Annotated in this window: 14 protein-coding genes; 7 read left to right on the top strand and 7 right to left on the bottom strand. The window is 46.9% G+C overall.

Features of this window, described 5'->3' with window-relative positions; all coding sequences use genetic code 11:
- The first annotated feature begins 188 nt into the window (after nt 1-188).
- From OXH39_03265 to OXH39_03255, 3 genes are all read left to right on the top strand, one after another.
- The gene (locus OXH39_03265; protein MCY3549455.1) at nt 189-719 is read left to right on the top strand and encodes a hypothetical protein; all 531 of its coding nucleotides are present in this window, start codon (nt 189-191) and stop codon (nt 717-719) included.
- Nucleotides 716-961, top strand: coding sequence for a hypothetical protein (locus tag OXH39_03260; protein ID MCY3549454.1), 246 nt, complete (start codon nt 716-718; stop codon nt 959-961). The genes OXH39_03265 and OXH39_03260 overlap by 4 nt, the downstream gene beginning before the upstream one ends.
- A 66-nt stretch (nt 962-1,027) precedes the next feature.
- A complete protein-coding gene (locus OXH39_03255; GenBank protein ID MCY3549453.1) occupies nt 1,028-1,822 on the top strand; it encodes a hypothetical protein in 795 nt (264 codons plus the stop codon).
- 95 nt (nt 1,823-1,917) lie between these two features.
- On the opposite strand, the gene OXH39_03250 is transcribed toward OXH39_03255, so the two are convergent.
- The 6 genes from OXH39_03250 to kdsB form a co-directional block, all read right to left on the bottom strand.
- Entirely contained in the window at nt 1,918-3,204 is a 1,287-nt protein-coding gene (locus OXH39_03250) for a TRAP transporter large permease (GenBank protein MCY3549452.1), read from the bottom strand.
- Entirely contained in the window at nt 3,204-3,761 is a 558-nt protein-coding gene (locus OXH39_03245) for a TRAP transporter small permease (GenBank protein ID MCY3549451.1), read from the bottom strand. The genes OXH39_03250 and OXH39_03245 overlap by 1 nt, the downstream gene beginning before the upstream one ends.
- A complete protein-coding gene (locus OXH39_03240) occupies nt 3,762-5,021 on the bottom strand; it encodes a lactate racemase domain-containing protein (GenBank protein ID MCY3549450.1) in 1,260 nt (419 codons plus the stop codon).
- Nucleotides 5,022-5,218: 197 nt separating this feature from the next.
- Nucleotides 5,219-6,469: a lactate racemase domain-containing protein gene (locus OXH39_03235; GenBank protein MCY3549449.1), complete on the bottom strand. Its 1,251-nt coding sequence runs from the start codon at nt 6,467-6,469 to the stop codon at nt 5,219-5,221.
- Nucleotides 6,469-8,100 carry a CTP synthase gene (locus OXH39_03230; protein ID MCY3549448.1) on the bottom strand — a complete coding sequence of 544 codons (1,632 nt, stop codon included), beginning with the start codon at nt 8,098-8,100 and terminating at the stop codon, nt 6,469-6,471. Before OXH39_03230 ends, OXH39_03235 begins: the two co-directional genes overlap by 1 nt.
- A 9-nt stretch (nt 8,101-8,109) precedes the next feature.
- A complete protein-coding gene (kdsB, locus tag OXH39_03225; protein ID MCY3549447.1) occupies nt 8,110-8,850 on the bottom strand; it encodes a 3-deoxy-manno-octulosonate cytidylyltransferase in 741 nt (246 codons plus the stop codon).
- Nucleotides 8,851-9,057: 207 nt separating this feature from the next.
- Between kdsB and OXH39_03220 the strand changes: the two genes are divergently transcribed.
- From OXH39_03220 to OXH39_03210, 3 genes are all read left to right on the top strand, one after another.
- The gene (locus OXH39_03220; GenBank protein ID MCY3549446.1) at nt 9,058-9,867 is read left to right on the top strand and encodes a LamG domain-containing protein; all 810 of its coding nucleotides are present in this window, start codon (nt 9,058-9,060) and stop codon (nt 9,865-9,867) included.
- 34 nt (nt 9,868-9,901) lie between these two features.
- On the top strand, nt 9,902-10,726 hold the full coding sequence (locus tag OXH39_03215; GenBank protein ID MCY3549445.1) for a LamG domain-containing protein: 825 nt from the start codon (nt 9,902-9,904) through the stop codon (nt 10,724-10,726).
- Nucleotides 10,727-10,996: 270 nt separating this feature from the next.
- The gene (locus tag OXH39_03210) at nt 10,997-11,821 is read left to right on the top strand and encodes a LamG domain-containing protein (GenBank protein ID MCY3549444.1); all 825 of its coding nucleotides are present in this window, start codon (nt 10,997-10,999) and stop codon (nt 11,819-11,821) included.
- Nucleotides 11,822-11,920: 99 nt separating this feature from the next.
- Here OXH39_03210 and OXH39_03205 read toward each other — a convergent pair whose 3' ends face one another.
- Nucleotides 11,921-12,211 (bottom strand): helix-turn-helix domain-containing protein, encoded by a 291-nt coding sequence (locus tag OXH39_03205; protein ID MCY3549443.1) that lies wholly within the window; start codon nt 12,209-12,211, stop codon nt 11,921-11,923.
- Nucleotides 12,212-12,936: 725 nt separating this feature from the next.
- Between OXH39_03205 and OXH39_03200 the strand changes: the two genes are divergently transcribed.
- Entirely contained in the window at nt 12,937-13,602 is a 666-nt protein-coding gene (locus OXH39_03200) for a phosphatase PAP2 family protein (protein MCY3549442.1), read from the top strand.
- The last annotated feature ends 135 nt before the right edge of the window (nt 13,603-13,737 follow it).

Genomic DNA, 13,737 nt, shown 5'->3' with positions numbered 1-13,737 from the left:
TCCATCCTTCTAATCTTCCACTTCCAGCCCCGCAAGCGAATTGATTGATTTTCCGTAAGTCCTACCTAAAAAAACTGTTACCAATCCTTCAATTCTTTCGTTACTTAATACTGTAACAAATCTATGTAATCGCACACAAGGGTACCTACTATTGTAATGGAATGCATTCCGAAAAGGAGATCCTAATAATGGACAGAACAGCGGAAGACTATCAGAAAGACCTTCTCTGGCAGACCGCACTTGAAACCTTCTATCGCGTCGCTTATTCTGAAAGTCTGATGACTTCGGTACTCCAGAAATGGAAACCTATAGATGGTGCAATCAAAAGCATCATGACTATTGCTACCATCGCTTCAGTTATGGTAGGTTGGATGTCATGGGGGACACCAACAGGAAAATCAGCATGGCTCATTATAGCCGGATGTGCCGCGTTCTTAGCACTCTTGCACGTCATACTTAAAATATCGGACCGTATAACCGATTTGAGTCATAACGCTCAATATTTCAAGAGTTTACGCCTTAATCTCGAACGGTTCATCTATGATATGGAAGTCAATCCAGATTTTCCGTTGGAGCAATTCAAAGACACATTTGAACAGTACCGAGAATGGTTATTGGTCGGTTCGCAAATGTTAAAGGATGATTTCCTTTTGACGCGCCGACACCGGCAGAAGGTTCAGGAAAAACTGAACCAGCAAATGGGAGATATGATCGTATGAAAGAGCAACCCATTGAAACAAGGGAACATGTCATTGGACATTCAATAGGTCAACGTCCAATACATACGACTTACGAACCACCGGGACCGCTGCCACAGTTTCGGACACGTCCCAAACTGGGTCAGCCACAACTGGCTCCAAAGAAACGAGCACCCGCGTCGGCAACTGTCAAACTGGCGCAAAACACTTCAATAGAAGTGCCTCCTAAGTCAGAAGCTGCGGACGCGAAGAAAAGCAGTTGACTTAATTTCCAAATTCTGCTAAAATCCTCTCAAAATTCAAACATTCGATTGGGAGGATTAGAAACTATGAGGCAGGTTTATTTGGTTTTACTGATGAGTATGTTTGTCATTGCTTCTTCGTTTGCAGGAATCCCTAATGACAACGATTTGCTTTTGTGGATTGGCGAAGGTAGTGGAAACAAAGCCGTTGATGGTACAGGCAATGGAAACGATGGAACATTTGGCGGCGCAGCGAAATGGGTTGCTGGTCAAGGCAAATATGCTGCCGGTATTGCCCTCAGAGGCAAGGAAACCTATCTTGAAGTGCCCAACGTCGTCACCGAGGCAGGAAGTGTGCTCTTCTGGTTCAAACCGGATTGGGATGGCAAAGATGACAAGGACTACCGGCTTTTTGATGCCAGTTTCGGTCCCATTTACTTTTTCATAGGAAAAGGGTCAGCGCACCCAGACATCACACCCGCAGAATTTGGTTTCTATTTTGAAGCAGCGGACGACGGCGATTGGCAAGACGTTGAATTCGATCCGACAGGCATCATCAAAAAAGATGAGTGGTTCCACTGTGCTGCAACGTGGGATTTCACCGGTGAACCGCCGTTTCTTTATATTGACGGTAAAGAGCAGGCGACGAGCCGTAAAATTGGTGGTGGTTTCCCAGCACTTCACGAAAAACCGAGATTCGGATGGGAAACGATTAAGTACATCGCTTTGACCAACGGCGCAGAAGGCATTATTGACGAAATCTCGTTTTGGGAACGTGCACTCACCGCAAAAGAAATTGGTGAGATGATGGATGTCAGTTTGGATGTTGAAGCGGCGGGAAAATTGGCTGTTACGTGGGGTGAGTTGAAAGCAAAGCAGTAATAGCAGATTTGAATATCGGCTTTGTGAACCCTGTTCTCACAGCGCAACCTTAGATAAGTCTGGTAATTCTATTACCAGACTTATTTCGCGTACATTCAAAGAAGCGACTGTGGTGTTTTCCCAAAAAACTCCGGTAGCCACAGACTGAACTCTGGAACATACGTCACCAATACGAGAGCCACCAGCAATAATGCAATGAACAATAACACAGAACGGTAAAGCAGCAAGACAGACCGGTCAAACTTCATGCTTGAGATGAACAGGTTCATTCCGACCGGTGGTGTCAAATAACCGATTTCAAGGTTCGTCAAGACAATAATGCCGAGATGCGCCTTGTCAATACCAAATTCTTCAGCGATAGGGAGTAGTAACGGCACCACGATAATCACTGCTGAAAAGATATCCATCAGACACCCAACAATGAGCAGGAAAATATTGAGTCCGATAAGTGTAATGACGCGGCTTTCCGTTGTTGACTGAATCCAGTCAAGGACAGTTGTAGGTACGTCAAGTGTGATGAGATAGTTTGTCAATCCTAACGCGATACCGAGAATAATGAGGATTGCGCCGACGAGCACCGTGCTCTCTTTGACAATGCGTGGCAACGCCTTCAATGAAATAGAACGGTGAATGACCATCTCCACGATACAGGCATAGATCGCTGTTAATGCAGCCGCTTCGTCCAGCGTAACCAGCCCGGAGAGGATACCCCCCAACACAATAAAAGGTAGAAGCAGTTCCCACTTCGCTTCCCAGAACGTTTGCAGGAAAACGTCCCAATAAAACGGTGTCGTTTCCGTGCGTTTGATGAAGCTCCAGCCACAACAGTAGAAACTCAGAACACCGAGAATCAGCAGACCGGGCAAAATACCCGCAAGGAACATCGTATCAATTGGGACTTGAGCGATAATCGCGTACAGGATGAGAGGAACGCTTGGTGGAAACAAGAGACCGATACTTCCAGAAGCCGTTATCAAGCCGAGTGAAAATTTCTCATTATAAGTCTGCCGTAAAATCGGATAAACCAATCCACCGAGGGCAATAATCGTTACCCCGGATGCCCCAGTGAAAGTGGTAAAGAAAGCACAAGTAACGAGGACGACCACTGCGATGCCGCCTGGTAACCAGCCCACGCTCGCACGTGCGAACGCAACCAAGCGTTGTGGTGCCTTCCCCTCAGCGATAATATACCCCGCAAATGTGAAAAGTGGGATAATCAGAATTGTTGAATTCCGGGTGAGTCGATTGAAATCAATCAGGATCGTTGAAATTGGTTCACCCGCTGTGGCGTATCCGATAATTGAAGCACCACCGAGTAAAACAAAGAGTGCACCGCCGAGAAGCGCGAAACCGACTAATCCAATGCCGATTATTAATCCCATTACTCCGATTCTCCTTCGACGTAGGGGGTTTTTGCTTGGGTGTTTCTTCGCGGTGACCTCGTCCCTACCAAATGGATACCTATCTGAAGCGCAAAATGGATGCCGATGAGGACAAAACCGTAGGGGATAATAGCCTTTGCCCACCATAAAGGGACACTTCCAATTAATACAGCCTCACTTGACTTTTCATCTTGTAAGAAGATAAAGCCGTAATAAGCTAAAATCGCGACGACAATCAAAGCAACGCAATCGACAACAAGATTTGTCCATCGTGTAATCTTTTTGGGTAGTATCCGACTGAGTACATCAATACTGATGTGTCGTCTCTCGCAGGTAGCAAGAGCAGCACCGAAGAAGCAGAGCCATAGCGTCAAGTGCTGAAGCATCATATCGCTCCACAACAGGCTGGCATTGAATACATAACGCATAACGATTTTGAGTATCGCAAGCCCCAGCATCATTGCGACGATCAAGCAGAGGAATCCGATTTCGATTTTACCAAGGAAGGCATTAACGCTTTGTAGAAAAGAGTTTTCGGTCGGACGTTCTTTCAGCATCTACTTCTCCGGTGCTAACACCTGAATCCCGGCAGCGGGGAACACAGCAACTTTGGCGCGTGCTGGCAGTTTTTCTGCGAACAACGCGATCAATTCATCAAGGTCTCGGAAGAGTAGCGCGCTTGGATGTTTCTTGTAAAAGTCGTCTACCAAAAAGTGTTCTGACCAGACGTGCAGTTGATCTTGGGTTCCGAGTTGGGGTGCTGGCAGTTCAGACGCTGTCCTTTCTGATTGCTGCTGTCGGAAGCGAGCATAATCAATCTGTTCAAACAGACCGTGGTAGCAGATGCCATCGCTTGCTGGGTTGAGTGCCATGCTATGTGCTTTCTCAAAATAGGACAGTGCCCACAACGCTTTTCCAGTTTGAATCGGGTCGCTATCAAGCGGGTAACAGTTCAGCACAACCAGATCGGTCTCTTTTCGGCTGGTCTCCGGTATCTCTGTACCGTAGGTTTTCAAAGCGAAGTGTGCCCCTTTACGGTGCGCCTGCACAAAATCACCGACAAACAACCCGCAAATTTCACGCCGACTATTGAGCACAGTGTTGACAATCACATCGAGTCCAAGGACACCAGCGACCGCTTCAGAGAAATCGCGATGATCGGGTTCACTCCCTTTTCTTTCAATTACAGCGTGCCCACGCCCGGGTGAAAAGGTATGGAAATAGAACATCGTCGCGAAACCAGCAATACCCGGCACCACCAATTTCGCACCACCACCGAAACCGACAGAACCGTGTGGATAGATGCCACCCAGACACACTTTGAAATCTGCATCCGCAACGACACGGTCGAGATAGATAGGCATACCGTTATCAAGGTTCCCCAAGGCTTGCAGATCACCACCCATAAAGTCGTGGTTTGTTGCCTCATATTCAGCGGCAATATCCGCCCCGATTTTTTTCGCGATTTCTTCATCGGTGATAGGACGGTGTGATCCACCACCGATAACGAATCGAATCTCGGATTTTGGGACACCTGCTGACGCTAATTCGCGCAGGAGGAACGGGATGACTCTCGCAGCAGGCGTTGGGCGGCTCAGGTCATCAACGACGATGGCAGCACTCTTTTTGCCCTTCGCGAGTTCCGAAATACGAGAGGCACCAATCGGTTCAGCGAATGACCGTTCAATTTGGGCATCAGAAAGCACGGGCGCGTCTTTCGGACCCAACATTTCTACTTCCCAGCCGGTTGGAAAATTCAGTGTGAGTTCTTCATCTCCGTACCAAGCACGGGAGTAGACTGTAGTGGTATTGTTCATAATTGTCCTCCATTTGTGAATCACAGATTGGCTATCGGAGGGAATGGTTTTCAGTTATCGGTTGTTAGTTAAAGAAGTCCGCGAAGTGTTTCTAAAGTCCGTAAAATTACTCTCACTGCGAGGCATTCGCAACTTTAGCACACTTTCAAACTTTTCCAGCAGGATGGTATCTGTATACGGACCTGACTAATGAGAGTTCACGTTAGAACTTGAATTCCTCCTACGGGTAAAACAGCAACTTTTGCCTGCTCTGGCAGCTTCTCTACGAACAATTGAATTAGTCCCTCTAAGTCGCGAAAAAGAAGCGATGCTGGATATTCTTTATAGAAGTCATCTGCAAAAAAATGCTCAGACCAAACATGGAGTTGTCCACGCCGTCCGATCTGCTGCGGTGGGGCTTCGGGTGGCGTCTGTTCGGCGCGTTGTCGGAGGTAACGTGGATAATCAATTCGGTCGAACAACCCGTGGTAGCAACTGCTATCGCTCGCAGGGTAGAGTGCTATCGTGTAAGCGTTTTCAAAATAGCTTAAAGCCGCCAGTGCCTTATCCAGCTGAATTGCATCAGCATCAAGTGGATAGCAATTAATTATCACCAGATCAGTCTCTTTTCGAGTTGTTTCTGGTATCATTGTTCCGTAGGTATCCATCGCGAAATGCGCGCCTTTACGATGTGCCTTGATAAAATCACCGACAAACAGTCCGCAGATTTCACGATGGCTATTGAGCACAACGTTGGCGATCACATCAAGACCGAGAACGCCTGCTGCCAGTTCGGCACTGTCGCGACGATCCGGTTCATCACTCTGTCCCTCAATCACAGCGGGTCCGCGCCCCGGCGGAAAAGTATGGAAATAGAACATTGTGGTAAAGCCTGCAATACCGGGAACAATGAGTTTCGCACCGCCGCTAAAACCGACGGAACTATGCGGATAGATACCGCCGAGACAGATTTTAAAATCCGCGTCCGCGACGACAGGGTTGAGATACACCGGCATACCGTTCTCAAGGTTGCCAAACGCACGCAGGTCCCCACTCATAAAGTTATGATTAGTTACCTCGTACGCAGCAGCGATATCTGCGCCAACCTTTTTCACAATATCTTCGTCGGTAAGAGGTCGGTGGGCACCGACACCAGCAACAAACCGAATCTCTGATTTCGGAACACCCGCCGAGGTTAGCTCACGTAAAATGTATGGAATAATCCTTGAAGCGGGAGTCGGACGACTCAGATCATCGACGATGATGGTAGCACTCTTTTTCCCCTTCGCGAGTTCCGAAATACGAGGCGTACCGATCGGTTCAGCAAATGCTTGTTCAATTTGGGTATCAGAAAGCGTTGGTGCGTCTTTCGGATCCAACATTTCTACTTCCCAATCCGTTGGAAAATTCAGCGTCAGTTCCTTATCTCCGTACCAGGCACCGGAGCGAACTGTAGCTATGTTGTTCATTACGTATTTGCTCCTTCCATATCTTGATCCTCGCCCTGATGAGAAAGCACCGCGGCGATAAATTCCCGGAAAAGTGGATGTGGTGCAAGGGGTTTCGATTGGAATTCAGGATGAAACTGTGAACCTACCATCCATGGATGATCCGCCACTTCAGCGATCTCAACGAGACTCTCATCAGGCGACATTCCGCTGAAACGGAGACCTGCTGCCTCCAATTGCGAACGGTATTGGTTGTTTAGCTCGTAACGATGACGGTGACGCTCCAAAATAATAGGTTGTTGATAAGCATCATAACTTTTGGTATTTTCTTTGAGGACGCACGGATAATGTCCGAGTCGCATTGTTGCACCGAGGTCAGCTATCGAACGCTGTTCATGCATTAAATCTATAACCGGATAGGGTGTATTCTCGTCTACTTCTGTGGTATTTGCATTTTTTAGGTTCGCGACGTGCCGGGCAAACTCAATTACGAGACACTGCATGCCGAGACATAATCCGAAATACGGAATGTCATTTTCACGGGCGTATCGTGCAGCAACCAGCATTCCTTCAATGCCCCGATAACCGAACCCCCCTGGAACCAATATCCCGTCAGCATTTTCAAAAACACTATCAAGATCTGGATGTTCTGTGAGCGACTCCGCTTCTATCCACTCAATTTCGACAGAGACTTCGTTAGCAATTCCACCGTGTTTAAGTGCTTCCTGCACACTGATATAGGCATCATTGCCGGTTGTGTATTTTCCAACAATCGCAATTCGGGCTTCCTGCTTTGGGTTTTTTAGTTTTTCGACCATCGCGCCCCATTCAGCATCCATGGGTACGCGCGTTTCAAGTCCAAGTTTCTTTGAAACGAGATGTCCCATCCCTTGTCGTTCAAAATTAAGCGGGATTTCATCAACGCACTTTGTGTCCAATCCTTCAAAAATACATTCTTCAGCAATACCGCAAAGGAGGGCAATTTTCTGGCGGAAGGCTTCATCTAACATTTGGCTGGTGCGGCAAAGCAGCACATCTGGTTGGACACCCAATTCCTGGAGTTTGCGGATGCTATGTTGTGTCGGTTTGCTCTTGCTCTCGCCATTAGGTAAGGTGTAAATAAGCGACACATGGAGAAACATGGTATCTTCGCGTCCTACCTCAACAGCCATTTGTCGGATGGCTTCGACAAACGGTGGCATCTCAAAGTCCCCGATGGTTCCACCTATCTCCGTAATGACGATTTCGGCTTCGTTGTCCTCCCCGATCTGATAGATACGACGTTTGATTTCATCGGTAATATGTGGAATCAGCTGCACGGTTTCACCGAGATAGTCACCCCGCCGTTCCTTCGCAATCACTTCACTATAGACGGAACCCGTCGTAAAGTTAGAGTATTTGTTCAGATCTATGCCAAGAAACCTTTCATAATTTCCCAGGTCCAGATCGGTTTCCGCGCCATCATGGGTGACGAAAACCTCACCATGTTGGAATGGGTTCATCACCCCCGCGTCCACGTTGAGATATGGATCAATCTTGACAACAATCACCTTAAACCCGCGATTGATGAGCAATCTACCTAACGATGCAGTTGTGATACCTTTGCCGATCCCTGAAATAACCCCGCCCGTTACGAAAATGTATTTTGTCATGAAATTTCTTTATGAAGCCTCCAAAATTTGTTTTACCCGTTCCAAGTCGGCAGGAACATCAACCCCAATAAGTGGAATGTCGGTCTCAACAACGTGAATCGGGACACCGTGTTCTAAAAAGCGTAATTGTTCTAACCCCTCCGCGAGTTCATAAGGTGTGCTGTCCCACTTTGTGAAAGCGAGGAGCTGCTCTCGGCGGTAAGCGTATAAACCGACATGCCGATACACAGGGAATTTGTGCAGTAGGGGCGAGATCATTTCGCCTCTACTCCCGGGCATAGATGCGCGTGAAAAGTATAATGCGTCGCCCTGAAGATTTGTAACGACTTTAACCACGTTACCATCTCGATAATCCGCGTCAGTTTCAACCCGTTGCTTTAACGTGCAAACCTGCACATCCGGTTTATCAATGAAAGGCTGCAGCATCATGTCTATCTGTACCGGGTCGAGCAAGGGTTCGTCCCCTTGGATATTGGCAACAATATCACACGTCAACCGCTCTGCAACAACGGCAACCCGCTCAGTACCTGTTGCACAATCACCTGTCATCTGGACGTTCCCGCCAAATTGCTTTACAGCATCGTAAATGCGCGTGTCATCCGTAGCGACAATAACTTCATCTAACGTCTTTGCACGGCACGCGCTTTCGTAAACATGCTGTACCATCGGTTTCCCGAGAAGATTCACCAATGGCTTGCCCTCAAAACGGCTTGATGCATAGCGGGCTGGGATAATTCCTACACTTCGCAACCTTACATCCCCTCACAGAACCCTAAACCTTTTTATATTTTTCCATTCACATCCTAAATCAGTTTAACGCAAAGCGAAGTTAAAATCAAGATTTTTTCCATTTTCATTTGCACATACGAATGGAAAGATGGTACACTAAATGCAAGTGCCAAGATGTAATAAATAACAACGTAAAGAAATGGTTCATCTAAAGGAGGATTTCAAAAGATGAAACGGAACCTTATACTAACCCCTTATCTGGCGTGCTTACTTCTGATAGGTGCTCTCTGTATAGTTCAGACCGCGTCGGCTGAGGTTTTAGATCCGGATTTGGTACTATATTTTGACTATGAGGATTTCAAAGGCGATACTGTCCTTGAAAAGTCTGGACGCGGTTACGATGGTGCGATTAATGGGAAGGTTACCCAATCCAATGATGGAAAGTTTGGCAAAGCCGCCCATTTTGTAACCGGAAGTTTTCTCGACTTAGATGGTCCCAATGTCAAGCCTGAGGATATTCCTACCGAAGGCATGAGTATCGTCGCGTGGATTCACGTTGAAGCCATCGCAGATATGGCAATTTTCAATGCGCGTGCGAAGGATAATACGTGGCTTGTACATCCAGAGGCACGCGGGAGTGGCAAGTATCGTTGGCTCAACCGGAGTCCTGGCGGTGCGACTATCTTTGACATTCGCGCTGGAGATAACGAGGCGAATGAATGGCAGCATTACGCTGGCACGTTCAGCCGCGCGGATGGAAAAGCCATACTATATATAAACGGGAAAAATGTGGGTGAAGAAAAAGCCCGTGTCGGCACGCCTATTGCAGACAACTGGGGACAGGGTGCCCGCGTTGGCTATAACATTGACAACAACCGTCCTTTCGCCGGACTCATGGATGAGCTTAACGTCTGGAAACGTGGCTTGACAGAGGAAGAAGTCAATGCTATTATGAACGACGGCGTTGAGGCATTTCTTGCTGTGGAAGCGCACGGTAAATTGGCAACTACATGGGGAAAACTTAAGGCATCAAAGTAAAAGGAATAGTTCATCTAAAGGAGGACCTTAAAAGATGAAACGGAACTTTATACCAACGCCTTATCTGATGTGCTTACTTCTGATAGGCACTCTCTGTATGTTTATGGCAGAAATCCAAGACACATCCGCTGAGGCTTTAGATCCGGATTTGGTTCTGTATTTTGATTATGAGGACTTTGAAGGCAAGACCGTTCTTGAAAAGTCCGGACGCGGTTACGATGGTGAGATTAATGGGAAGATCACACAATCCGATGATGGGAAGTTTGGCAAAGCCGGTCAGTTCGCAGCCGGCAGCTTCCTCGATTTAGATGGTCCCAACGTTGATCCTGATGACATCCCCACTGAAGGGATGAGTGTTGTCGCGTGGATTAACGTTGAAGCCATATCGGATATGGCGATTTTCAACGCTCGCGCAGGCGATGGTACATGGCTTGTCCACCCCGAAGCACGTGGCGATGGCAATTATCGGTGGCTCAATCGGGGGCCTAACCCCGGTAGGACGATATTTGATATCCGAGCAGGTAAAAACGTAGCCAAAGAATGGCAGCATTACGCCGGCACGTACAGCCGCGCGGATGGAAAAGCCATTCTCTACATTAATGGTAAAAAGGTCGGTGAAGAAGCGTCTCGCCTTGACACACCTATCGCAGGCAACTGGGGGCAGGGCGCACGGGTCGGCTTTAACATCGACAATAAACGTCCTTTCACCGGACTCATGGATGAGCTTAACGTCTGGAAACGTGGCTTGACAGAGGAAGAAGTCAATGCTATTATGAACGATAGTGTTGAAACGTTTCTTGCTGTGGAAGCACACGGTAAGCTTGCAACGACTTGGGGAAGCCTTAAAGCATCAAAGTAAGGCGAAACCAGTGAAAGTGGCTATATTATATGTTACCCAAGTTGCTACTTACAGGATTTAGATATAAAGCCCTGTTTTTCAGGCAACGATGTTGATTATCTGCGGCATTTTGTAGCGTAAAATGTTCGTTTGCCGACACAGAGGCACAGACGAACAGTCTATGCTACAACACCTCCGATTATCTAACAGATTCTGATACATAGGTGGCAACTTGGGTTATATGTCGTAGAAAGGTAAAAGAATGGTTCATCTAAAGGAGGATTTCAAAAGATGAAACGCAATCTTACACGAACCCCTTATTTAGTATGTTTACTTCTGATAGGCACTCTCTGTATACTTATGACAGAAGTTCAGGATGCATCCGCTCAGATTTTAGATCCGGATTTAGTCCTGTATTTCGACTACGAAGATTTCGACGGAAACACCGTCCTTGAAAAGTCTGGACGTGGCTATGATGGCGAGATTAATGGTAATGTCACACAATCCGATGATGGAAAGTTTGGCAAAGCCGGTCAGTTCGCAGCCGGCAGCTTCCTCGATTTAGATGGCCCCAACGTTAAGTCTGAGGACGTTCCCATTGAAGGCATGAGTCTTCTTGCGTGGATTAACGTTGCATCCGTATCGGATATGGCAATTTTCAACGCCCGCGCAACGGATGGCACGTGGGTTGTACACCCCGAAGCACGTGGGGACGGAAATTATCGGTGGCTCAATCGGGGGCCTAACCCCGGTAGGACGATATTTGATATCCGAGCAGGTAAAAACGAAGCCAATAAGTGGATACATTACGGTGGCACGTACAGTCGTGCAGACGCATTAGCCGTTCTCTACATCAACGGTGAAAAGGTGGGTGAAGAAAGTTCTCGCCTTGACACACCCATCGCAGACAACTGGGGGCAGGGCGCACGTGTCGGTTTTAACATCGACAATCAACGTGCTTTCACCGGACTGATGGATGAATTTAACCTCTGGAAACGCGGTTTGACAGCGGAAGAGGTCAATGATATCATGAACAATGGCCTTGGCCCGACGCTTACCGCAGTAGAAGCACAAGGTAAGCTCGCAACGACTTGGGGCAAGCTCAAGGCGAACTAACGAAAATGGAATAGGTTCAAATCATTTTCTGGTAGGCGCGCTTCATCGGCGCGCCTATTAAATTCGCGTAGTCTCCGAAGAGGAAAATGCAAAAGCGGGTTATGGATCGGATGGCGTGGGCGGTAGATCCTCTTCCGCCGCGTCAGGCACCGTAGTAGTCTCTGAATGCGAACCCGCCTTTAGCACTTTGGCGAGATAATCGTCCTCTGAAAGCAAATCTTTATTCGCACGGAGACTTGCTTCATGGAAACGATAATCACCTTCGCCGAGTCTATAGTAACACTGAAGGTACCCAGCACTGACTGCTTGCTTGAGATCTGCCGGTGAGATATCCAACATCGCTGCTGCCTCTTCCAAGTCATACTCAACGACGGCGTGGCGTATTCGCATCTTCTCACCTCCATTTCGGTCAGGTTCCTAACCTCGCCTATCCATAAGGTATGAGTAATTATAAATTTTACTATAAAACCATACAAAATACAATATATTAGAACCAAACATTTATATCAGTCATTTGATTTTTCTTGTTATTTGCTTCCTCTCAACCCTTTATGGAGGATACTATGAATTTTTTTTCTTTCTCATTGATTTTCACGATTCTCGTTTTCTCTTTCGGGTGTTCTTCACAACCAATCTCAAATACTACTTCTAATGTAGTCATAAAACATAGTTCTGATATAGACATACTGCGAAAACACATTGCTAAAATATCAGAAAACAGCACGTTTCCTGCGTTGGTTGAATCTTTAAGGAAGTCTATGCATAACCCTGAAAGGTTTGAATTCATCAAAGCAGAGTCTGTTCTCCGTGAAAAATCTAATAAGAGACCCTCCGGAACGCATATTACATATTATTATCTGATAAGAATTCATTTTCGAGGTGAGAACGCGTTTGGGGCACTTCGTGTTTCCCATCAAGATTTCGCCCTATATCCAACAGGGAAAATCCATCCTATAAAAAAATAAAAATGTTTCTCTTATTTTCTGAAAATTTGTACATTTGCTGATAACTTTTACAACTTGCAACAGTTGTAAGTTGCTAACTTAGTGATATAAACAGAGTCAGGTTGCATGATGCAGTATTGGTGTCTGAATTACATATTAGCGAAATTTTTTATGGTAAAACCTGTGATTATCTATACACTAACGCAAGGGCGAGTTTACAAACCTCGCCAGCGACAGTGGGGCAAACTATCAAAATCTCTTAAACCGTGGCTGATATGCACACTGGTTTTCTGTGCTTTCATAACGGGGTTAGAAGCGGATGCCGAGAACTTCGTATCGCGCTGGGATCAGGAACTCTTTGATCGTATCTATGACGCACCACCACGCCAGCAACCGACATGGACACTCATGGAAACGATTTCAGATTTTGGAGATTATCGCGCAGTAATGGGGGCATCGGCTCTGCTCATGGCGTACGGGAATGATTCACACCGAGAAACCGGAAAACTTTTATTTTCCGCGTATATGGGAGCAGGGGTTATAACATACGGCATGAAAAGACTGATAGGCAGGAAGCGACCGCTCGATGCAACATTGGGGAATCCGTCCTTACCGTCGGGGCACGCCTCTATTGTGTTCAGTGCTGCGACGATCTTAGGCTATCGGTATCCGAAATTACGCATCCCACTCTATATTGGCGCGGGACTCGTCAGTTTCTCTCGTATCTATTTGGGACGGCACTACACCTCAGACGTGCTAACTGGAGCAGCAATCGGCACGGGAATGGGGATGCTCGTCTGGCATAACCGAGCAACACTGTTAAAATGGGAATTTTAGTTCTTTGTAGGTGGAACTCTGATTCCCGACTTGCTAACAACCGATAAACCTTGTAGGAGGGAACTCCGATTCCCGACTAACTCCAATTCCCGACTCAGAAAATTAAAACTCTTGACAATAAACTTCACAATGCGT

Source organism: Candidatus Poribacteria bacterium (genome assembly GCA_026702755.1).
Taxonomy (GTDB): Bacteria; Poribacteria; WGA-4E; order WGA-4E; family WGA-3G; genus WGA-3G.
Note: the sequence above shows the minus strand (reverse complement) of the source record. Positions and strands in the feature narration are given on the sequence as shown.